The sequence below is a fragment of the Pseudomonas sp. NFX5 genome, assembly GCF_049132125.1.
In the GTDB taxonomy this organism is placed as follows: domain Bacteria; phylum Pseudomonadota; class Gammaproteobacteria; order Pseudomonadales; family Pseudomonadaceae; genus Aquipseudomonas; species Aquipseudomonas marginalis.
Genome location: NZ_JAFMZG010000036.1, coordinates 1 through 20881, shown reverse-complemented (window position 1 = coordinate 20881; position 20881 = coordinate 1). Strand labels below are relative to the sequence as shown.

Annotated in this window: 20 protein-coding genes and 1 pseudogene; 9 read left to right on the top strand and 12 right to left on the bottom strand. The window is 63.3% G+C overall.

What is annotated here, in order from left to right:
• Positions 1-198: 198 nt before the first annotated feature.
• The 3 genes and pseudogenes from J1N02_RS26460 to J1N02_RS26450 all read right to left on the bottom strand — a co-directional run bounded on the left by J1N02_RS26460 (position 199) and on the right by J1N02_RS26450 (position 2703).
• A complete protein-coding gene (locus tag J1N02_RS26460; protein WP_421148001.1) occupies positions 199-1323 on the bottom strand; it encodes an alkene reductase in 1125 nt (374 codons plus the stop codon).
• Positions 1324-1401: 78 nt separating this feature from the next.
• Complete coding sequence (locus tag J1N02_RS26455) at positions 1402-2079, bottom strand: type 1 glutamine amidotransferase domain-containing protein (RefSeq protein ID WP_027607567.1); 678 nt, start codon at positions 2077-2079, stop codon at positions 1402-1404.
• Positions 2076-2703: pseudogene (locus tag J1N02_RS26450) on the bottom strand (TetR/AcrR family transcriptional regulator). Before J1N02_RS26450 ends, J1N02_RS26455 begins: the two are co-directional and overlap by 4 nt.
• A gap of 172 nt (positions 2704-2875) precedes the next feature.
• On the opposite strand from J1N02_RS26450, the gene J1N02_RS26445 reads away from it, so the two are divergent.
• Positions 2876-3820, top strand: a complete 945-nt coding sequence (locus J1N02_RS26445; RefSeq protein ID WP_027607569.1) for a GlxA family transcriptional regulator — start codon at positions 2876-2878, stop codon at positions 3818-3820.
• Here the strand turns inward: J1N02_RS26445 and J1N02_RS26440 are convergent.
• Positions 3798-4304 (bottom strand): GNAT family N-acetyltransferase, encoded by a 507-nt coding sequence (locus J1N02_RS26440; protein WP_043293772.1) that lies wholly within the window; start codon positions 4302-4304, stop codon positions 3798-3800. The genes J1N02_RS26445 and J1N02_RS26440 overlap by 23 nt on opposite strands.
• A gap of 177 nt (positions 4305-4481) precedes the next feature.
• Here J1N02_RS26440 and J1N02_RS26435 point away from each other — a divergent pair, with 177 nt between their 5' ends.
• Positions 4482-5354: an undecaprenyl-diphosphate phosphatase gene (locus J1N02_RS26435; protein WP_092359732.1), complete on the top strand. Its 873-nt coding sequence runs from the start codon at positions 4482-4484 to the stop codon at positions 5352-5354.
• Between the two features lie 77 nt (positions 5355-5431).
• Here the strand turns inward: J1N02_RS26435 and J1N02_RS26430 are convergent, their stop codons facing one another.
• Genes J1N02_RS26430 through J1N02_RS26410 form a run of 5 tightly spaced genes read right to left on the bottom strand, consistent with a single transcriptional unit; the run spans position 5432 to position 9909 of the window.
• Complete coding sequence (locus tag J1N02_RS26430) at positions 5432-6394, bottom strand: Dyp-type peroxidase (RefSeq protein ID WP_421148000.1); 963 nt, start codon at positions 6392-6394, stop codon at positions 5432-5434.
• Between the two features lie 49 nt (positions 6395-6443).
• The gene (locus J1N02_RS26425) at positions 6444-7262 is read right to left on the bottom strand and encodes a sugar phosphate isomerase/epimerase family protein (RefSeq protein ID WP_421147999.1); all 819 of its coding nucleotides are present in this window, start codon (positions 7260-7262) and stop codon (positions 6444-6446) included.
• A 1-nt stretch (position 7263) separates the two neighbouring features.
• Positions 7264-8463 carry an NAD(P)/FAD-dependent oxidoreductase gene (locus J1N02_RS26420; RefSeq protein ID WP_421147998.1) on the bottom strand — a complete coding sequence of 400 codons (1200 nt, stop codon included), beginning with the start codon at positions 8461-8463 and terminating at the stop codon, positions 7264-7266.
• 2 nt (positions 8464-8465) lie between these two features.
• Positions 8466-8786, bottom strand: a complete 321-nt coding sequence (locus J1N02_RS26415) for a MocE family 2Fe-2S type ferredoxin (protein WP_027607575.1) — start codon at positions 8784-8786, stop codon at positions 8466-8468.
• Positions 8787-8814: 28 nt separating this feature from the next.
• Positions 8815-9909: a fatty acid desaturase family protein gene (locus J1N02_RS26410; RefSeq protein ID WP_027607576.1), complete on the bottom strand. Its 1095-nt coding sequence runs from the start codon at positions 9907-9909 to the stop codon at positions 8815-8817.
• Between the two features lie 162 nt (positions 9910-10071).
• On the opposite strand from J1N02_RS26410, the gene J1N02_RS26405 reads away from it, so the two are divergent.
• Positions 10072-11121: a LacI family DNA-binding transcriptional regulator gene (locus J1N02_RS26405; RefSeq protein ID WP_421147997.1), complete on the top strand. Its 1050-nt coding sequence runs from the start codon at positions 10072-10074 to the stop codon at positions 11119-11121.
• Between the two features lie 355 nt (positions 11122-11476).
• Here the strand turns inward: J1N02_RS26405 and J1N02_RS26400 are convergent, their stop codons facing one another.
• Positions 11477-13450 (bottom strand): sigma-54 interaction domain-containing protein, encoded by a 1974-nt coding sequence (locus tag J1N02_RS26400; RefSeq protein ID WP_421147996.1) that lies wholly within the window; start codon positions 13448-13450, stop codon positions 11477-11479.
• Between the two features lie 185 nt (positions 13451-13635).
• Between J1N02_RS26400 and J1N02_RS26395 the strand changes: the two genes are divergently transcribed.
• Genes J1N02_RS26395 through J1N02_RS26385 form a run of 3 tightly spaced genes read left to right on the top strand, consistent with a single transcriptional unit; the run spans position 13636 to position 16377 of the window.
• Positions 13636-14652 (top strand): Gfo/Idh/MocA family oxidoreductase, encoded by a 1017-nt coding sequence (locus J1N02_RS26395; RefSeq protein WP_368963363.1) that lies wholly within the window; start codon positions 13636-13638, stop codon positions 14650-14652.
• Entirely contained in the window at positions 14652-15431 is a 780-nt protein-coding gene (locus tag J1N02_RS26390) for a TIM barrel protein (RefSeq protein WP_421147995.1), read from the top strand. Before J1N02_RS26395 ends, J1N02_RS26390 begins: the two co-directional genes overlap by 1 nt.
• Positions 15432-15450: 19 nt before the next feature.
• Positions 15451-16377: a sugar ABC transporter substrate-binding protein gene (locus tag J1N02_RS26385; RefSeq protein WP_027607581.1), complete on the top strand. Its 927-nt coding sequence runs from the start codon at positions 15451-15453 to the stop codon at positions 16375-16377.
• A gap of 121 nt (positions 16378-16498) precedes the next feature.
• Here J1N02_RS26385 and yghU read toward each other — a convergent pair whose 3' ends face one another.
• On the bottom strand, positions 16499-17335 hold the full coding sequence (yghU, locus tag J1N02_RS26380) for a glutathione-dependent disulfide-bond oxidoreductase (protein ID WP_115488549.1): 837 nt from the start codon (positions 17333-17335) through the stop codon (positions 16499-16501).
• Positions 17336-17413: 78 nt separating this feature from the next.
• Between yghU and mug the strand changes: the two genes are divergently transcribed.
• Both mug and J1N02_RS26370 read left to right on the top strand, forming a co-directional pair.
• Positions 17414-17926 (top strand): G/U mismatch-specific DNA glycosylase, encoded by a 513-nt coding sequence (mug, locus tag J1N02_RS26375; protein WP_092359712.1) that lies wholly within the window; start codon positions 17414-17416, stop codon positions 17924-17926.
• A 38-nt stretch (positions 17927-17964) separates the two neighbouring features.
• Positions 17965-18561 carry a glutathione S-transferase family protein gene (locus J1N02_RS26370; protein ID WP_421147994.1) on the top strand — a complete coding sequence of 199 codons (597 nt, stop codon included), beginning with the start codon at positions 17965-17967 and terminating at the stop codon, positions 18559-18561.
• A gap of 137 nt (positions 18562-18698) precedes the next feature.
• On the opposite strand, the gene J1N02_RS26365 is transcribed toward J1N02_RS26370, so the two are convergent.
• On the bottom strand, positions 18699-19466 hold the full coding sequence (locus J1N02_RS26365; RefSeq protein WP_421147993.1) for an SDR family NAD(P)-dependent oxidoreductase: 768 nt from the start codon (positions 19464-19466) through the stop codon (positions 18699-18701).
• 136 nt (positions 19467-19602) lie between these two features.
• On the opposite strand from J1N02_RS26365, the gene J1N02_RS26360 reads away from it, so the two are divergent.
• Positions 19603-20751: an aldose epimerase family protein gene (locus J1N02_RS26360; protein ID WP_098479795.1), complete on the top strand. Its 1149-nt coding sequence runs from the start codon at positions 19603-19605 to the stop codon at positions 20749-20751.
• Positions 20752-20881 lie beyond the last annotated feature (130 nt).

Genomic DNA, 20881 nt, shown 5'->3' with positions numbered 1-20881 from the left:
CTCTTATTGGGGCTGCGAAGCAGCCCCAATAAGAGCGCTGCAGTGTGTCAGGCAGCTCCGGGGCTGTGTTTGGGGCCGCTTCGCGGCCCAGCGCGGGGCAAGCCCGCTCACCACAAAAAGCCCGCTCACCACAGTTAATAGTGTTCCTTCTTAAATGGCTGGCATCAGGGCAAGCCCCCTCCCACATTGACCGCGTTCTTACTCGGAATAGGTGGGGTAGTCGATGTATCCCGCCTCACCGCCACCATACATCCCCTCTTCCCGCAGCGGGTTCAACGGCCAGCCCTTGAATAGCCGTTGCGGCAGGTCCGGGTTGGCAATGAACGGCCGTCCGAACGCAATCAAATCCGCCAGCCCGGCGTCCACCAGTTTCGCGCCGCGTTCAGCGGTGTAGCGACCGGCGTAGATAATGCGACCGCTGAAGGTGCTGCGCACGGCCTCACGGAAGCTGTCGGGCAGCACGGGGGCGTTGTCCCAGTCGGCTTCGGCGATGGACACGTAGGCGATGCCCGACTGTTCCAGCACCTTGATCGCTTCGATGTAGGTGTAGTGCGGGTCTTCTTCCACCAGGCCGATGTACACACGGTCCTGGTCGGTGCCGCTGAACAACGGCGAGAACCGCACGCCCAGGCGCTCCGGCCCGACCACCTTGCTGACGGCTTCGACGATCTCGCGCAAAAAACGCAGGCGATTGTGCAGCGAACCACCGTACTCATCGTCGCGCTGGTTGGCATGGGCCGAGATGAACTGGTTGACCAGGTAACCGTTGGCCGAATGAATTTCCACGCCGTCAAACCCGGCGTCCAGGGCATTGCGCGCCGCTTGGGCGTACTGCCCGACCAATTCTTCGATCTCCAGCACGCTCAACGCTCGCGGCACCGGCGGCTGCATCAATTCGCCGACCCCCGGCCCGGTTTGGATAAAGGCCTTGGCTTGCTGGGCTTGAATAGCCGACGGTGCCACCGGTGCGGCGCCGTCAGGCTGCAAGGCGTTGTGGGACACACGGCCCACATGCCACAACTGGGCAAAGATCACCCCGCCTTCGGCATGCACCGCGTCGGTGACCTTGCGCCAGCCGTCGATCTGCGCCGGGGTGTAGATGCCCGGCGTCCAGGCGTAACCCTGGCCACGGGGTTCGATCTGCGTGCCTTCGCTGACCATGAAACCGGCCGTAGCGCGCTGGCGGTAATACTCGGCCATCAGGTCGGTGGCGATATCGCCGGGCTGGGCGCTGCGCTGGCGTGTCAACGGTGGCAGCACGATACGGTTGTTCAAGGTGTGATGACCCAGTTTGACCGGGGTACTTAAAACGCTGTTAGTCATTGGGGTATTCCAAATTCGAGACGAGCAAAAGCATTGGCGACTGTTGCAAGTCGCCAATGAATGAAAGGGTTAATTAACTTACGCGGTGAGTTTGAGCAGCGCCTTGGCCACGTCACTGGAACTGGCAGGGTTCTGCCCAGTGATCAGCAAACCATCTTCGAGCACGAAGGATTGCCAGTCGGCGCCCTTCTGATAGTTGCCGCCCAGTGCCTTGAAATCATCTTCAATCAGGAACGGCACCACCTCGGTCAGGCCCACCGCCGCTTCTTCCGAGTTGGAGAAGCCGGTGACGCGACGGCCCTTGACCAGCGGCTCGCCATTGACGGCCTTGACGTGACGCAAGGCGCCCGGTGCGTGGCAGACAAAGCCGATGGGCTTGCCGGCACGCTCGAAGGACTCGATCAGGGCGATGGACACCGGCGACTCTGCCAGGTCCCACAGCGGGCCGTGGCCGCCTGGGTAGAACACGGTGTCGAAGTCGTCAGCGTTGACCGTGTCCAGCTTGACCGTGCTGGCCAGGGCCTGTTGCGCGGCAGGGTCGGCGGCAAAGCGGCGGGTCTGCTCGGTTTGCGCGTCGGGCGCGTCACTCACCGGGTCCAGGGGCGGCTGGCCACCGGCCGGGGACGCCAGCACCAGTTCGGCGCCCGCGTCCTTGAACACGTAATAGGGTGCGGCAAATTCTTCGAGCCAGAAGCCGGTCTTGCGGCCGGTGTCGCCAAGCTGGTCGTGAGAGGTCAGTACCATTAATACTTTCATTTTCCAGTGCCTCGATCAGTGAATGTCTGTGTGTCCAGGGCAACCCAACAGCTGTCGGGTCAGCAGCAACGCCTCATCAAACGGCGCGGATGTCCGGGTGATCTTGCTCATGACGCTGGTCCCCAGCCACAGCGCGTACAGGCGCCGGGCCAGGCTTGCAGGGGCTTGGTCGACGTTCAGGGAACCGTCCTCAAGGCCACGCTGTATGGCGATGGCAAGTAAATCGATGGTGCGCGACGTGCCACGTTCCAGCGCCAGGCGCATGGGCTCTGAAAGGTCTGACACCTCCGCACCCAGTTTGACGGCAAGGCACTTGCCCGCATCGGTGCAACCGGTCTGATTGTCGATCCAGGCCTGCCAATAACGCATCAACTTGGCGTGCTGGGATAAACCGGGTTGGTCGAACAGTTGCTGCATGCCGTGCACGTAGTTGTCGAAGTAGGTGTCGAGCAACACGACACCGAAGCCATCCTTGGAGTTGAAGTAGTGATAGAACGAACCTTTAGGCACCTCGGCGGCTTGCAGTATTTCGTTCAAGCCCACCGCAGAAAAACCTTTGCGGCCGACAATCAATTGCGCCGTATCAAGAATGGTCTGCCGTGCACTTTTAGTTTCGCCGCTCATGCTTCACTCCGTCCGATTAGACCAGTCGTCTAGTTCGTTGAGGGAATGTTAGGGACCACGCCAACCCCTCACAATGTCATATGCGCAAGGATTCCGGACATGACCCGAAGTCGGTTGCCGTTTTCCCGGCAGCCGCCGACAATCCACCCTCCCACGCCCCTGGAGACATGCGATGCACAGCGTTGCGCTGATGGTTTACCCGAACTTCCAATCCCTGAGCCTCAGCCTGGGCTCGGTGTTCGAGTGCGCGAACCTGCTGCGTGGAGAGCCCGCCTATGAGTTTCACCTGGTGTCGGAAAGCGGCGGCGCCGTGATGACGTCCCAGGGCTTCTCGGTGAACACCTCGCCCCTGCGGCCCCAAGGCTATGACACGCTGATCGTCAGCGGTTACCTGGAGTTTCGCCTGCCGGAGGCCAACCTGCTGGCACTGGTCAAGGCCGCCTCGGCTCAATCGCGGCGTGTCGCGTCGCTGTGCATGGGCATCTTCGTGCTGGCCGAGGCCGGTTTGCTCGACGGCAAACGCACCACCACCCACTGGATCCACGCGCCGGCCTTTCGCAAGCGCTACCCGGATATCCGCCTGGAAGAAGACAAGCTGTTTATCGTTGACGGCCAGGTATGGACCGGCGCCGGCATGAGTGCCGGGGTGGACATGGCGCTGGCCATGGTGGAGAACGACCTGGGCAGCGACCTCGCCCGGCGCATTGCGCGCAAGCTGGTGATCGCCCAGCGTCGGGGCAGCGAGCAATCGCAGTTGTCTGCACTGTTGGAGTTGGACCCCAAGTCCGACCGTGTGCAACTGGCCCTGGCCTACGCCCGCGAAAACCTCACCCATGACCTGTCGGTGGACGCCCTGGCCGAGGTGGCCAGGCTGAGCCCGCGCCAGTTCAGCCGGGTATTTCGCGAAGAAACCGGGCAGACGCCGGCCAAGGCCATCGAATCCCTGCGGGTTGAAGCCGCACGGGCGATGATGGAAACCAGCCGTCATCCGGTGGAAGTGGTGGCCCGCGAAACCGGCTTCGGTGATCGCGAGCGCATGCGCCAGGCGTTTCTAAGGGCGTTCGGGCAGCCGCCCCAGGCGATGCAGCACACCTTTAATGCAACACCGCCCGCGTAACCAGGTAACTCATCAACTGCGGGTCATCCGCCAGCTCAAGGGCCTGCACCGGGCGCGGCAGGTTATCCAGCACCGTACGCCAGAACGCCTGGGACACTTCGTCCTGGTCATAAAACCGCACCAGCCAATCCGCCTCGCCGCTGCACAACACCTGGGTGGCGATGGCGCGGCCGATGCCTTTGCGACGATAGCGCTTGAGGATAAACAGGTCGGCCAGTTCCAGGGCGTCGATGCCCGGCAACTCGCTGCCTTCGATCAGCAGGAAGCCGGCGATATAGCCGTCCACCAGCAACAGGTTGGCGCTCCAGTGCGGGTCTTGCCAATAGCGGTTCAGGTGCTGGTCATGGATGTAGAAACGGCCGTCCGCCTCGACATCTTCCTGCTCCCAGTCCGACGATTCATAGGCGTAGTACTGGTAGAGATTGCGGATCAGCTCGGCTTCTTCGGGGCCGGTCTGGATCAATTCCACGGTGGTTTCAGGCATGGGGCTCTCGGTCAAAAAACGCAGGGCGCCATTGTTCACAAAACCTCGGCGCAGTCCAATAGTGCCGCGAACCTTTCTACTTGCTGAACCGATTGCAAATAGCGGCGAGCCCTGCCGAAGCGCTGAAACATTTCGAATAAACTCCGCCGGCTCGCCACTTTTTCAAGGACACGCACATTGACCAACGTTTGTACCGCCGGCCTGGATGTGGGCTTCGCCTCCCTGGATTACCTGCAGATCTTTATCCTGGGCGTGATCCAGGGCATTACCGAATTGTTGCCGGTCTCCTCCACCGCCCATATGCGTGTGGTGCCTGCCCTGCTCGGCTGGCAAGACCCCGGTTCGGCGTTTTCGGCGGCCATGCAGCTGGCGGCACTGGCGGCGGTGGTCAGTTACTTCTGGCGCGATGTGCGCCAAGTGACCACGGGCAGCATCGGCGCGGTGCGCCGGGGCGACTACAACGATCCATGGTTCAAGCTCGCGGTGGCAATTGTGTTGGCGACCATTCCGATCGGGATTGCCGGGCTGGCCTTGTCGTCGACCCTGAACGCCTGCAATTCGCCGCTGCGCGGGCTGCTGGTGATCGGTATTTCCTGCGTGGTAATGGCGGTGCTGCTGGCGGCGGCCGAGCTGCGTGCCCGGCATACCCGCGAGGTCAGCCAGATGCGCCTGCGGGATGCGCTGATTGTCGGGGTCGCGCAGATCGGCGCGTTGATTCCGGGCGTATCGCGTTCCGGCTCGACCCTCACCGCGGCCCTGTTCCTCAACTTCAAACGCGAAGAAGCCGCGCGCTTTTCCTTCCTGCTGGGCCTGCCCGCCATCGCCCTCGCCGGTTTGAAGGAGCTGTGGGTGCTGCTGCATGCCGATATGCCCGCCCATGCCTGGCCGCATTTATTGTTCGGGCTGGTGGTGGCCAGTGTCTCGGCGTTCTTCGCGATCTGGGGCCTGATGAAGTTCCTCGAGCGGTTCTCCACCTGGCCGTTTGTGATCTATCGCGCGCTGCTGGGGGTGTTCCTGATTGTGGCGGTCAGTACCGGGTTGCTGGGTTGATATAACACCCGTCTCAACCCGGCATCAATCTCATGTGGGAGGGGGCTTGCCCCCTCCCACATTTGAACTGCCTTGCCTTATAGCCCGCCCGTACGCTCCGCCAGTGCTTCGAGCAGGTCGGCCGATGGCACGAAAAACAACCCGCCGGTGACCGCCGTGCTGAAGTCGAGCAAGCGGTCGTAGTTGCCTGCCGGGCGGCCGACGAACATGTTTTCCAGCATCTGCTCCAGCGGCTGCGGCGAGCGTGCGTAGCCGATGAAGTAGGTGCCGAACTCCCCGGCACCGGGTCGGCCGAAGGGCATGTTGTCGCGCAGGATTTTCACTTCTTCGCCGTTCTCGTCGGTGATCACGGTCAGGGCGCTGTGGGCATTGCTCGGCTTGGCGTCTTCGCCTAACTCGATATCCGACAGCTTGGTGCGCCCGATCACCTTCTCCTGGGCTTCCACCGTCAGGCCGTTCCAGGCGGTCATGTTGTGCAGGTATTTCTGCACCAGCACGTAGCTGCCGCCTTCGAATCCGGGGTCTTCGTCGCCAACGATAGTGAAGCCCACGGCCTTGCGCCCCACCGGGTTCTCGGTGCCGTCGACAAAGCCGATGATGCTGCGCATGTCGAAGTAGCGGAAACCCTGGACTTCATCCACCACCTTCACGCTATCGCCCAGCGCTGTCATCAGCTGGGTGGCGAGTTCAAAGCACAGGTCCATCTGCTCGGCGCGGATATGCAGGAGGATGTCGCCGGGCGTCGACACCGCCATGCGCCCTTCTACACCGAACTCCCGAAACGGGTGCAACGCCGCCGGGCGCGGCGTGCCGAACAAGCGGTCCCAGGCCTGCGAGCCAAAGCCGCAGACGCAGATGAGGTTGCCCGCCGGCACGCGCTTGCCCACCGAACGCACCAGCCCGGCGATGTCTGCGCACCAGGCGCGCACGCCTTCTTCACTGCCGGGGGCGATGGTGGCGACCATAAAGATCGCGCTGCTGGTGATCGGGTGGCAGACGGACTGCGGTTCAAGAGGCGGCTGAACGGAGGAAGTCGGCATGGGGCAAATCCAGGCTAAGGGCGGGAGTGAACCCGCGCAGGTTAGCAGATCATTTCCGGCACGCCTGCCACACGTCGCGAATCAACGCCTTGAGCTGCAACGCCTCGGCCCAGCGATCACTGATTTCACGCCCATCGGCGCCGGTGATGGCATAGGGCGGCGGGCCCAATTCGCAGGTGAAGGACAGGCTGTGCGGGGTCTCGGGGCGGGCCAGCCAGTCTTCGATCCCGTAACGCCACCACGCGGTAAAGCGCTGCACCCAGGCCTGGTGCTGGGGGAACGCCAGCGACACCTGCACCTGTTCGCTGCTGGCCACACGGCCATGAAAGCCCCAGCTGTGGCGCAGGATCGTGCGGATCTGCTCGTCGTCTTCGGCGGCGCCGGGCTCGGGCAGCTCGCGGCCGACCACGTAGTGAGACAGGTCGGCCAGCAGCTTCAAATCGGGCATCTGCGCCAGCAAGTCGAGGGTGAACAACAGGTCGCTGGTGAGGCGATAGCGGTGGGTTTCCAGCAGCACCGGAAAATCCACCTGCTCGGCCAGGCGTTGCCAGCCTTCGATCAAGCGGGCGGCTTCGGTTTGGGTGCGCGGGCGCACATCGGCTTGCAGGGTGAGGTGGTGGCAGCCGTGGCGGCTGATCACATCCAGTGCCGCCGCCAGGTCGTCGACGCTTTGCGGGAACAACTGGCCTTCGATCTGCAGGCCCCGCGCCGTGGCGGCGGCGTGCAGGCGCGCGACATCGGCGGCGTGCCAGTAGTGATCGGTAATGCCGTCGAAACCGGCGGCCTTGATGCGGTCGAGTTGGGCCTCCATGGGGCCGGGCTCGGTGTGCATCGCCCAGAGGGATTGGAATACCAGGAGTTGGCGCATATCAGCCTCGCAGCAGGTGTTTGAGGGACACGTCGGGGTCGGCCAGGCTGGCCGCGTTCAGGGCAATGCGCGCGCTGATCAGGCGTTCGCACAGCTTGATGTCCTTGGCCACGCTGTTGCCGGGGCCCCAGCCGCAGGCGCCTTGCAAGCGCTGGTCGGCGTCGAGGTAGAACAGCAACAGACCCGCGCCCGGCAAGGCACGGCTGACGGTCAGCGGCGTGATCACGCCCACGGTCTGCAAGCCCCAGTCGTACTGGTCGGACCAGAAGCCGGGCAGCGCTTCGAACGGCTCATCACGCCCGAGCATGTTCAGTGCGGCATGCCGCCCTTGGGCCTCGGCATTGCGCCAGGTTTCCTGGCGCTGGTACTCGCCGCCGAGGCGAAACTCGCACACGTCACCTGCCGCGTAGATGTCCGGCGCGCTGGTGCGCAGATGCGCGTCGACGCGAATGCCCTGCCCCACCTCCAGCCCCGCCGCCACGGCCAACTCGATATTCGGTTGCATGCCGATGCCGACCACCACCAGGTCGCAGGGCAGTAACTGCCCGTCCACCAGTTGCACCGCCTCTGCATGGATCGACTCCAACGCCACATTCAAGCGCACGTCGACACCCTGTTGGCGATGCACCTGCAGCAGCGCTTCGGAGATGACCGGCGCCAGCACCCGGCCCGCCAAGCGCGGCCCGGCTTCGAGCACCGTCACCTCGCAGCCCAGGCCCCGTGCCGTGGCCGCGACTTCCAGGCCGATAAACCCGCCGCCGACAATCACCAGCCGCGCTCCGGGTCGCAACGCGGATTTCAGCGCCAGCGCTTCATCATGGGTGCGCAGGTACAGCACGTTGGCCTGCGCCTGGGGCAAGCGTCGCGCCCTGCCGCCGGTGGCCAGCAACAGGCCGGCGTAGGACAGCCACTGGCCGTCAGCCAATTGCAGGCGGTGTTGCGGCGGGTCCAGTTCGCGGACCGGGTTACCGGCGATGTGTTCGATGCCCAACTCGGCGAGCCGGGCGCTGTCGCACAGGCTGCAGCCGGCCAGGTCCATGCTGCCCTGCAACAGGCCCTTGGACAGCGGCGGCCGCTCATAGGGCACGTGCGGCTCGTCGCCGATCAGGATCAGGCGTCCGCTGTAGCCTTCCTCGCGCAGGGTCAGTGCCGCGCGGCCACCGGCATGGCCGGCGCCGACGATGATCAGGGCGGTGTTCATCATCAAGCCGTGACGGCGAGCAACACCCGCCCCGCTTCGACCCGTACCGGGTAGGTCTTGAGGTTGACGCACACCGGCGCGCCCAGGGCCTTGCCCGAGCGGTAATCGAAGCGCCCGTTGTGCTTGGGGCACTCGATCACATGGTCCATCACCAGGCCGTCGGCGAGGTGGATTTTCTCGTGGGTGCACAGGCCGGCGGTGGCGAAAAACTCATTGTCCGCCGAGCGGAACACCGCGTAGGTGTGCGCCCCGTGGTCGAAGCGCAGCACGTCTTCCGCGTCTATTTCGCCCACGGCGCAGACGTCGATCCATTGATCGTTCATGGCGTTTTCTCTTGTTCTTGGGTGGGATTCAGCCGGCAGTGGCTTCTGCATGCATCGGGGCCCTGGCGGCCGGTTCAGCGCTGGGGCGGATGGGACGCTGGACGAAGTAAGTCGGATCGCTGCGCTGCTTCCAGATCGTCGGAAGGATCTCCTTGTACGCCTCGAACAGGTTGGCGTACGGCGGCGGGCAGTCGCTGCGGATCTCTTCGTGCAATTGCGCCAAGGCGTGGTAGGGCACCATCGGGTACATGTGGTGTTCGAGGTGGTAGTTCATGTCCATGTAGATAAAGCGCAGCACGCGGTTCATGTAGATGGTGCGGCAGTTGCTGCGGTGGTCGAGCACATCTTCGGCCAGGCCCACATGCTGGGTGAGGCCGAACACGTAGCCGAGCCAGGCGCCGTAGATACTTGGCAGCCCAACCAGCATCAGCGGCAACCAGCTGTGCAGGTACAACGCGGTGCCGATCACCAGCGCATAAATACCGACCCAGATACGCGCGGCGCGGAACACCTTGGGCCACTCGGATTCGGGGATGAAGTCCGCCTCCTGGGCACTCATCTGGCCGATGGCATGGCGCGCCACACCGCTGAAGGTCTTCCAGGCCAGGGGCAGGTTGAACAGGCTGAGAAACATCATCGGCAGGCTAGGCGGGCGTGGCTCGACGATCTCCGGGTCGCGGCCGACGACGATGGTGTCGGTGTGGTGCCGGGCATGGCTCCAGCGCCACACGTGGGGTTCGAAGATGCACATGAAGCTTGCGACCTGGTACAGCACGTCGTTCATCCAGCGGGTCTTGAACGCGGTGCCGTGGCCGGTTTCGTGCCAGCGCGGGTTGGACGCGGTGCCGTACAGCACGCCATAGGCGAGGAAGAACGGCACGCAGGCCCACGTGCCCCAGAACCAGTAGCCGCCGAATCCGGTGGCCAACAGCGCGGCCGCCCAAATAGCAGTGTCGAGCAAGGCCGGGCCGTCGCGGCGTTGCATCAGTTCTTTCATGCGTTTACGGGAAATCGGCGATTGGTACCAACTGGCCGAGACCAGGCCTTTTTCCGCCGCGCGGGCAGCTTCGGGGCCGGTGAGGCTGTAGTCGCGCCGAGCGGTGTGAGCGGTGTGTTCAGGCATTGTTATTGTTCTCCGCAAGCGAGAGGTTTCAGGTGCTTTGCGAAACCAACGATAGAGCGCGGCTAAATCACCCTCAAGGCCTTGAATCCATTCCCTATCAAGCTATCATCCAGGCCCAGCGGGGCTTGATAGTTTTCTATCAAGACGCTCAAGGGGGCTGTCATGAACAACAATAAACGCCCGACCATCGCCACCGTCGCCGCCCATGCGGGCCTCAGCGTGGCCACCGTCGACCGCGTGCTGAATGCGCGCGCGCCAGTCAATCCGCAGACGGCCGAGCAGGTGTTCCAGGCCGCCGAAGCGGTGGGCTATTTTGCGGCGCGGCTGATCGGCCAACGCATACGCGAACGCCGGCCCACCTATCGCTTCGGCATCCTGCTGCTGGGCACCGCCCAGGCGTTCTATGCCCACCTGGCGCAGTCGATCAGCGAGGCGGCGCAGCATCACGCCAGCGCCAACCTGACCTGCCAATTCGACTACATCAACGACCGCACACCCAGCGCCATCGTCGCGCAGATCGAGCAACTGGCCGTGCAGTGCGACGGCCTGGCGGTGGTCAGCTTCGCCCACCCGCTGATCAACGCCTGCCTGGCGCAGATCCGCGAGGCCGGCGTGCCGGTGGTGGCCCTGCTCTCGGATATTCATGAGCAAGCCCTTGAACCCTACGTGGGCCAGGACAACCACGTGGTCGGGCGCACCATGGGCTGGCTGCTCGCCCGCACCTGCGGCGCCCGCAAAGGCAGCGTGGGGATCCTGCTCGGCGGCCATCGCTTCCTCGGTCACCAGGCACGGGTCGAAGGCCTGCACAGCTACCTGGCCGAACACGCCCCGGGGCTCAAACCGCTGGAGCCGCTGATCAACCTGGACAACTGCGACATCACCGAAGAAGCCACCCTCGACCTGCTCACCCGCCACACCGACCTGTGCGGCCTGTGCGTGGTGGGTGGCGGTGGCGACGGCATCATCAGCGCCCTGGCGCAACTGCCCAAGCGCCCGGCCTTGTGCTGCATTTTGCAGGAGTCCACGGCGCTGTCACGCCAGGCGCTGAGCCAGGGGTTGATCGATGTGGTGATGGATTCCCAGCCCAGGCAGACGGCGAACGCGCTGGTGCAGTTGCTGGTGGAATTGCAGAGTGCCGAGGGGTTTGATCCGGAGCGGCATCGGGTGTATATCGCGCCGCAGATTGTGACGTCGGAGAACATGTGTGCCTGATACATGGAGATCAAAATGTGGGAGGGGGCTTGCCCCCGATGGCGGTGGATCAGTTAAGTAGATGTCAACTGACACTCCGCTATCGGGGCAAGGGCATCTACGCAACTTTTCAGACCCTGACAAATCTCCCTGTGGCGAGCGGGTTTGTCCCGCGTTGGGCTGCGCAGCAGCCCCAGTCAAGAAGATCGCGGTGTATCAGACACTCTGTAGAGGCTGGTTTTGGGGCTGCTGCGCAGCCCAGCGCGGGACAAGCCCGCTCACCACGACAGCCCTATCCGCCGCGCTTTCAGCGTTGAGCCAACGTTGTGTAGATACCTATGGCTATCGGGGGCAAAACCCCTCCCACATGTCGACCCTATGCGCCGCGAAAATCTGCGGCACTCAACCCGAACCGACTCATCTTGTTGTACAGCCCACCCCGGGACACGTTCAGTTGCCGGGCGGCCAGGCGGATGTTGCCTCCGGTGCTTTTGAGGGCGGCGACGATGGCGTGCATTTCGTGGCTGCTCAGGTCCTGGGCGGGCTGAGGTTCGTGGTGGCGCAGCGTGGCGCGCGGTCTGGTTTCCAGGGGTAGATCGGCCGCCTGGATCAGTTCGCCCGTCGCCAGGTTGGTGGCGCGTTCGATGCTGTTTTCCAGCTCGCGCACATTGCCTGGCCAGGCGTAGGCCGAGAGCAATTCCAGCGCATCCGGGGCAAAGCCCTGTACCGATTTGCGCAGCGAACGGGCGCAGCGCGTGAGGAAGTGCCGCGCCAGCAACGGGATGTCTTCACGGCGCATGCGCAGCGGCGGTACGGTCAGGTTCAGGACGTTGAGGCGGTAGTAGAGGTCTTCACGGAACGCCCCTTCGGCCACCGCCTGGCTGAGGTTGCGGTGGGTGGCGGCAATGATCCTTACGTCCACGGGCCGTGAACTTTTCGCGCCGACGCGGGTAATTTCGCCTTCCTGCAACACCCGCAGCAGGCTGACCTGAGCGTCGAAGGACATATCGCCGATCTCATCCAGAAAGATGGTGCCGCCATCCGCCAGTTCAAACTTGCCCGCCGACCCGCCCCGGGCCGAGCCGGTGAATGCGCCTTCGACGTGCCCGAACAGCTCGCTCTGCACCAGGTCCCGTGGGATCGCGCCGCAGTTGACCGCCACGAACGGACCGTTGGCGCGGTCGCTGGCGTTGTGGATGGCCTGGGCGAACAGCTCCTTGCCGGTGCCGCTTTCGCCGAGGATCAGGGTGGTGGATTCACTGCGACTGGCGATGCGTCCCAGGTGCAGCGCGTCCTGGATCGCCCGCGACGTGCCCTGGATGGTATCGAAGGTGTAGCGCGCCTGGGTGCTGATGATGCGCCGGGTGATTTCACGGATGCGGCGGTTTTCGCGCAGGGACACGATCACCCCGCCCTGCTCCAGCGGGCACACCGAGACCAGGCAGGCGAGCTGGCTGCGGTCGTGCAGGTGGAAGGTGCAATCGAGGTCACGCACCGGCTCACCGCCGCGTAAAAGCATGGCGTCACTCAATTCACTGCGGCCCAGGCGCTGGAAGGGGCTGCCGATCAGCTCCAGCCCCACCCCGAACAGTTGCCGGGCATAACGATTGAGCGCCTTGATGCAGCCACGCTCATCGAGCACCACCAGGCCTTCGTTAAGCACTTCGAGCACGGTTTGCTGCTCTTCCAACAGCGCTTGCAGGGCCATCTGGCGGGAGACCGCTTCGGCAGCCGCTTGTACGGTACCGAGGGTGTGAAAATGAAACCAGCCGGGTTCGGCGGTGAGGGTCAGCATCGCCAGGGTCTGGCCCTGGGCATTCCTGATCGGCGCGGCGGCGCAGTGCATACGGCGTTGGCGCAGGCCGCTGCCGAAGTTCTCCTCGGCCAGCACGTACACCAGGCGGTCTTCGGCCAGGGCCAGGCCGGTGCAGTTGGTGCCCTGGACCGATTCGAGCAGGCGGCTGCCGACGGGGGTGATGTCCAGCCCGCAGAAATACAGGGTGGTGCCCTCGGCGTCGGTGAGGTTGATATGCCCTCGCGGGTTATAGGCCAGCAAACCATGCATGACCTGCGCGGCGGCGGCGATCAGGACGCGGTGGGTGGCCAGGGTGGCAGCAAGATCGTGGGGCGCCACGAAGCGGTACTGGCTGTCATCCGGGTCGATACCCGCCTCTACGCTGCGGCGCCAGGAATCCCAGATCACCTGCCGCACCTCGGCCGGGCGCTGCACCTGCCCGGCCAGGCACGCGCGCCACGCCTGTTCCAGCGCAGCCACCGGACCGTCGTTCAGCGCCGCAGGCCCCAGGGCCGTCAGGTAGTCGAGGTCTTGTACGCTGAACGCCATGCTCATCGGGCGATATCCATGTTCATGTTTTTGACATGTCAGTATAGGCATGTCATCAGAATGAACACATTTTGTTTATTGTATTTTATAAAGTCTTAATTATCAGACAGTTATAAATTGGCATAACCTTTGCTCCAGCCCCTTTGCCAGCCAGGGCTGTCCTGCGGCCAACAATAAAAAGGGGTTATTTCATGAGTACACAGAACATCCGCCTGGGCTTGATCGGTGCAGGTCGCATGGGCAGCTTCCACGGCCTGACCGCTGCGCGACACATCCCTGGCGCAACGCTCGCCGCCATCGCCGACCCCACTCCCGGCCAAGCCGCACGCCTGGCGGCCGAACTGGGGGCAGCCAAGGTCTACACCGACCCGCAACAGCTGCTCGACGACCCGGACATCGACGGCGTCCTCATCGCCGCCCCCGCCCGCAGCCACGCAGAACTGGTGATCAGCGCCGCCCGCGCCGGCAAGGGGATCTTCTGCGAAAAACCCATGGCCATCACCCTCGACGAAGCCGACCGCGCCATTGCCGCCGCGGCCGATGCGCGCGTGCCGCTGCAGGTCGGTTTCAATCGGCGTTTCGCCAAGAGCTTCCGCACGGCCCACCTCGACGTGGCGGCCGGCCGCATCGGCACGCCGCAGTTGTTGCGCTCGCTGACCCGTGACCCGGCACTCAACAACCCGGCCAATTCGCCGCAATGGGTGATCTTCCTGGAAACCCTGATCCACGACTTCGACACCCTGCGCTACCTCAACCCCGGTGCCGAAGCGGTGCAGGTGTATGTGATGGCCGACGCATTGATCGCGCCGGAGTACAAAAGCAAAGGCTTCCTCGACACCGCCGTGGTCGCGATCCGCTTCGACAACGGCGCCATCGCCACCGCCGAGGCCAACTTCCAGGCGGTGTACGGCTACGACGTGCGCGGCGAAGTGTTCGGCAGCGCCGGCATGCTGAGCATGGGCAGCCTCAACGACTCCGACCTGGTGCGCTACCTGGCCGAGGGCATCCAGGCCGACACCCAGCGCATGGACACCGACCTGTTGCGCGACGCCTACATCGCCGAACTCAACCACTTTGTCGACTGCCTGCGCAGCGGCGCCAAGCCCATGGCCAGTGGTGAAGACGCGCGCGCCGCCCTGGCGATTGCCCGTGCCTGCATCGAGTCGTTCGAGACCGGCAAGGCCGTGGCCGTGCAGGGAGCCCGCTGATGAGCCCGTTCAAACTGGCGATCAGTGCCGAGATGGTGTTTCTCGACCTGCCCTTCGTCGAGCGCGTGAAGCGCATCCATGCACTGGGTTTCAGTGCCGAAATCTGGAACTGGACCAATAAAGACATCAGCGCCCTGGCCGCCACCGGCGCCGATTTCACTTCGATGACCGGCTATATCAGCGGCACCCTCACCGACCCCGACGGCATCCGCCAACTGCTCGACAGCGCGCGCGAATCCATCGGCGTCGCCGAGCGCCTGAATTGCCCCAGTCTCAACCTGCACGGCACCGGCCTGGGTGACGGCGGCCTGCCGGTGCAGCCCGTGAGCCAGACCACCGGGCGCATGTGGCTGAGCGCGTGCAAGGCGCTGGAAAAGATCGCGCGCCTGGGTGAAGACGCCGGCCGCGTGTTCCTGCTGGAAAACCTCAACACTGAGGTCGACCACCCCGGCGTTCCGTTCGCCCGCGCCGACGACACCCTGGCGCTGATCGAAGCCGTGGGCAGCCCGCACCTGAAGATGAACCTGGACCTGTACCACGCGCAGATCGGCGAAGGAAACCTGATCGAGCTGATCCAGCGCGCAGGCAGCGCCATCGGTGAAATCCAGGTGGCCGACGTGCCCGGACGCCAGGAGCCCGGCACCGGCGAAATCCACTACCCGGCCATCGCCAGGGCCCTGCACGCCATGGGCTACAACGGCGTGGTCGGCCTCGAAGGCTGGGCCAGCGGCGACAGCGAGTTGGCCCTGGAGCGTTTCCGTCAAGCGTTCACCCTATAACAATAAAAGGAACACCCTCATGCATCGCTATTCATTGCTTGTTGCTGCGTTTTTACTGCTGTTCAGCCAATGGACCTTCGCCGCGTATCGCATCGGCGTGAGCATCGCGCGGGTCGACGATAACTTCATGACCTACGTGCGCACCGGCCTGGAAAATGCCGCCAAGCAACAGGACGTGCAGATCCAGTTCGAAGACGCCCAGGGCGACGTGGTGCGCCAGCTCAACCAGGTCGAAGGCTTTCTCAACCAGAAAGTCGACGCCGTGATCGTGCTGCCGGTGGACACCGCCGCCACCGCCAACATGACCCGCGCCGCCGTGGCGGCCAAGACGCCGCTGGTGTACGTCAACCGCCACCCGGATGAGCGCACCTTGCCCAAGGGCGTGGTCACCGTGGCATCCAACGATATCGAGGCCGGGCAATTGCAGATGCGCTACCTCGCGGAAAAGCTCGGCGGCAAGGGCAATGTGGCGATCATCATGGGCGACCTCGCGCAGAACGCCACCCATGACCGCACCGAAGGCGTCAAACAGGTGCTCAAGGACTTTCCCGGCATCAAGGTGGTGGAGCAGCAAAGCGCCGAGTGGCAACGCAACAAGGGCATGGACCTGACCAGCAACTGGCTGCTGGCCGGCACGCAGTTCGATGCGATTGTGGCCAATAACGATGAAATGGCGATTGGCGCGGCCATGGCCTTGCAGCAGGCGGGCAAGGCCAAGGGCGAGATCGCGATTATCGGCATCGACGGCTTGCCCGACGGTCTGGCGGCGATCAAGCGCGGCATGCTCACGGCGTCGGTATTCCAGGACCCCAAGGCCCAGGCCACTCAGGCGGTGCAGTCGGCGATCAGGATGATCAAGGGCGAGCCGATCGAGTCCGAGGTGTGGGTGCCGTTCGAGCTCATCAAGCCCGAACAGGTGGCGGTGTTCGAACAGCGCTACAAGTAAATCGAAGATAAGGCGATCAAAATGTGGGAGGGGGCTTGCCCCGATGGCAGTGGGTCAGTTGATACATCCGTGACTGATCCACCGCTATCGGGGCAAGCCCCCTCCCACACTTGGATCTCAATCAGTCCAGGTCACTTGCATCATGGCGCTCGGGCAACTGTTCCTCGCCCGACACCCGATTCACCCGCCGCCCACGCTGCACCGCCGGCCGCGCCTCAATCGCGTCTGCCCAGCGCTGTACGTGCTTGTACTCGTGCACCGAGAGAAACTCGGCCGCCCCATACAAGCGACCTTTGACCAACCCGCCGTACCACGGCCAGATGGCGATATCGGCGATGGTGTATTCATCCCCGGCGATGTATTCGCTCACGGCCAGGCGCTGGTCCAGCACATCCAGCTGGCGCTTGGTTTCCATGGCAAAGCGGTTGATCGGGTATTCCATCTTGCTCGGCGCATAGGCATAGAAATGCCCGAAGCCGCCGCCCAGGTAGGGCGCACTGCCCATCTGCCAGAACAACCACGACAGGCATTCCGCGCGGGCCGCCGGCTCGGTGGGGAAGAAGGCGCCGAACTTCTCGGCCAGGTACTGCAGGATCGCGCCGGATTCGAACACGCGAATCGGCTGGGCGCCGCTGTGGTCCATCAAGGCCGGGATCTTCGAGTTCGGGTTGACCCCGACAAAGCCGCTGCCGAACTGGTCGCCGTCGCCGATCTTGATCAGCCAGGCGTCGTATTCCGCGCCGCTGTGCCCCAGGGCCAGCAGTTCCTCGAGCAGGATGGTGACCTTCTGCCCGTTGGGCGTGGCCAGGGAATACAGCTGCAGTGGATGCTTGCCGACCGGCAATTGCTTGTCATGGGTAGCGCCGGCGATGGGCCGGTTGATGCTGGCGAAGGTGCCGCCACTTTCGGCGTCCCAGGTCCAGACCTTGGGTGGGACATAGCTGGATGAATCGGTCATGCTCACTGCTCCTGAGGCGCTTGGAATGGATGAATTCAAAGCGCATCTTACCGATTGGCTCACATCCAGATACCCCACATGGCCGACAGACTTGAAGATATTCTCGCCAATCACCTGAAGGTCGTGTTCTGCGGCATCAACCCCGGCAAGGGTTCCGCCGCCCTCGGCCTGCATTTCGCCAACCGCAGCAACCGCTTCTGGCGCACCCTGCACCTGGCCGGCTTCACGCCCCATGAAATCCGCCCCGAACACGGGCGCACGCTGCTGCACTACCACTGCGGCCTGACCACGTTGGTGGAACGTCCCACGGCCAGCGCGGGCGAATTGGCACGGCATGAGTTCACCCAGGCCGCCGTGGGCTTCGAACACAAGATCCGCCACTGCGCGCCGCGCTTCGTGGCGTTCCTCGGCAAGCCCGGCTACAGCGCGTTGAGCGGCCAACGCGAGATCGCCTGGGGCTTGCAGCCAAAGATGTTGGGCGGCGCGTCAGTGTGGGTGCTGCCCAATCCCAGCGGGCGCAACCTGGCGTTCAGCCTGGAGCAGCTGGTGCAGGCGTATCAACAATTGCGCCGGGCGACGGAGTGCCCTTAATCTCTTGGGCTCGTCAACCTGACAGCAATGGAGGCTTCATGAAACTGATCGGCATGCTGGACTCGCCCTACGTGCGCCGCGTGGCTATTTCCCTGGACCTGTACGGGGTGGATTTCGTGCATGAACCCCTGTCCGTGTTCCGCACCTTCGACGAATTTGCGCAGATCAACCCGGTGGTCAAGGCCCCTACCCTGGTGCTGGACGATGGCACGGTGTTGATGGACTCCAGCCTGATCCTGGAGTACCTGGAAACCCTGGCCCCGGCTGACAGCAAGCTGTTGCCCCGGCATCCTGCGGCACTGGCCAAGGACTTGCACGTTCTGGGACTGGCGCTGGCAGCCTGCGAGAAGAGCGTGCAGATCGTCTATGAACACAACCTGCGCCCGGCCGAGAAGCTGCATGCGCCATGGCTTGAGCGCGTGAGCGGGCAATTGCTTGCGGCCTATGGGTTGCTGGACAAGCAATTGGGCGACAGCGAAGCATTGACCCAGGCGTCGATTACGGCGGCGGTGGCCTGGTCGTTCAGCCAGTTCACCGTGGCATCGGTGGTCAAGGCGGATGCATTTCCCAACCTGCAACGGCATGCCGAAAGGCTGGAGCAGCATCTGGCGTTCAGGCGTTACCCCATCGCCTAAGCACAGCAGTTCAAATGTGGGAGGGGGCTTGCCGCCGATAAGGGTGGATCAGTTATAGAAGTACTGCCTGAACCACCGCTATCGGGGGCAAGCCCCCTCCCACATTGATTTGGGTTGCCTGAACTGACGTGTTCGGCTCAGACCCAGCCGCCATCCACAATAAAGTTCTGCGCCGAACACATCGCCGAGGCATCGGACGCGAGAAACAGCGCCATATTGGCGATGTGTTCCGGCAGTACGCTGCCGGGCAGGCACTGGCTGCGGCTGATCAGTTCCTTGGCGGCATCATCCACCCACATGGACAGCTGTTTTTCGGTCATCACCCAGCCCGGCACCAGTGTGTTCACCCGGATACGGTTCGGCCCCAGTTCTCGTGCCAGCGCGCGGGTCATGCCGTGGGCGGCGGCCTTGCTGGCGGCGTACACCGGGTAGCCGGCGGAGGCCATCATCCAGCCGACGGAGCCGAGGTTGATGATCGAGCCGCTGCCGGCGCGTTTCATCATCGGCACCACGGCCTTGGCGGCAAAGAAGGCGTGTTTGAGGTTGACTGAGATCAGCTTGTCGAAGGTTTCCGAATCGACTTCTTCCAGGGTGTGGCGCACGTCATTGGCGGCGTTGTTCACCAGTACGCTGATCGGCCCCAGGGAATGTTCGAAGCGCCCTATGGCCGCCTTGTAGGCGATTTCATCGGTGATGTCGCAACACACGAACTCCACGGCATGCCCCTGGGAACTCAACAACGCCGCCAGGCGTTCGCCCTGGCTTTGCGCGCGGTCCACAAACCCGACCTTGGCACCCTGCACGGCGAAGGCGCGCACCATGAATTCGCCGATCCCCGAGGCGCCCCCGGAAATCAGTACGGTCTTGCCCTTGAGGTCGGGATAAACGGCGTGTTCAGTACTCATAAAAGGATGCCTCGATCAATTAGTCTTATTTTATTTTACGAAATCGGCTTTAAAGGCTATAAATTCGCTGTCAAACCGACAAAATATCGCTATTAGTAGAACTATTCCACTCAAAACAACAAAAGGAAGTTCGACCATGAAGCACCCTCGATACCTGCTGTCCGGCCTGGCGCTGTCCATGCTGATCGCCAGCGGCGGCGCCCAGGCGGCCGGCCTGAGCAGCGAGCAAAAACCTTTCGGTAAAACCAACGACGGCACCGCCGTCGAGCAGTACATCCTGCGCAACAGCCACGGCATGCAAGCCACGGTGATCACCTACGGCGGCGTGTTGCAGTCGCTGAAAGTGCCGGACAAAAACGGCAAGGTCGACGACGTGGTGCTGGGCTTTGACGACGTACAAGGCTATCAAGCCGGTACGGCGTTTTTCGGCGCAACCATCGGCCGCTTCGGCAATCGCCTGGCCGGCGGTGCCTTTGAACTCGACGGCAAGCGCTTCCAGGTGCCGCTCAACGACGGCCCCAACTCACTGCATGGCGGCGCCCAGGGCTTCGACAAGCAGGTGTGGAAGGCCGAGCCGGTCAAGGACAAGGACTCGGTCGGCGTGAAGCTGAGCTACCTGTCCAAGGACGGTGAGATGGGCTTTCCCGGTAATTTGAAAACCGAAGTCACCTATCGCCTCAACGACAGGAACGAACTGCACATCGACTACAAAGCCACCACCGACAAACCGACGGTACTCAACCTCACCAACCACAGCTACTTCAACCTGGCCGGTGCGGGTAACGGCGACATCCTCAAGCACGTCGCTACATTGCATGCCAGCCATTACACGCCGGTGAATGCCACCTTGATTCCTACCGGCGAACTCGCGCCGGTCAAGGGCACGCCGATGGACTTCCTCAAGCCCACCCCGATCGGCCAGCACATCAAGGAAGATCACCCGCAGCTCAAATTTGCCGAGCCGAAACAGGGTGGGTTTGACTTCAACTGGGCGCTGGACACCAAGGGCGACGTCAAGCAACTTGCCGCCGAGGTGCACGACCCGGCGTCAGGCCGGCGCTTGCAGCTCTACACCAGCGAACCGGGCGTGCAGTTCTATACCAGCAACTTCCTGGATGGTTCGGTGAAGGGCAAAGGTGGCAAGACCTACCTGCACTGGAGTGGTTTCACCTTGGAGACCCAGCACTATCCGGATGCGCCTAACCAACCGACGTTTGCCTCGACCCGTTTGAATCCAGGGCAGACGTATACCCAGAACACCGTCTTCAAGTTCTCCGCTGATTAACCTGACATCAACCCGCTTCGGTTAACGAAGCGGGCTTTTTTTGTGGTGAGCGGGCTTGCCCCGCGCTGGGGCGCGAAGCGGCCCTGAAACCCGCGACCCGGTTCAGCCTGGAAGAATGCAGTGACTGTGT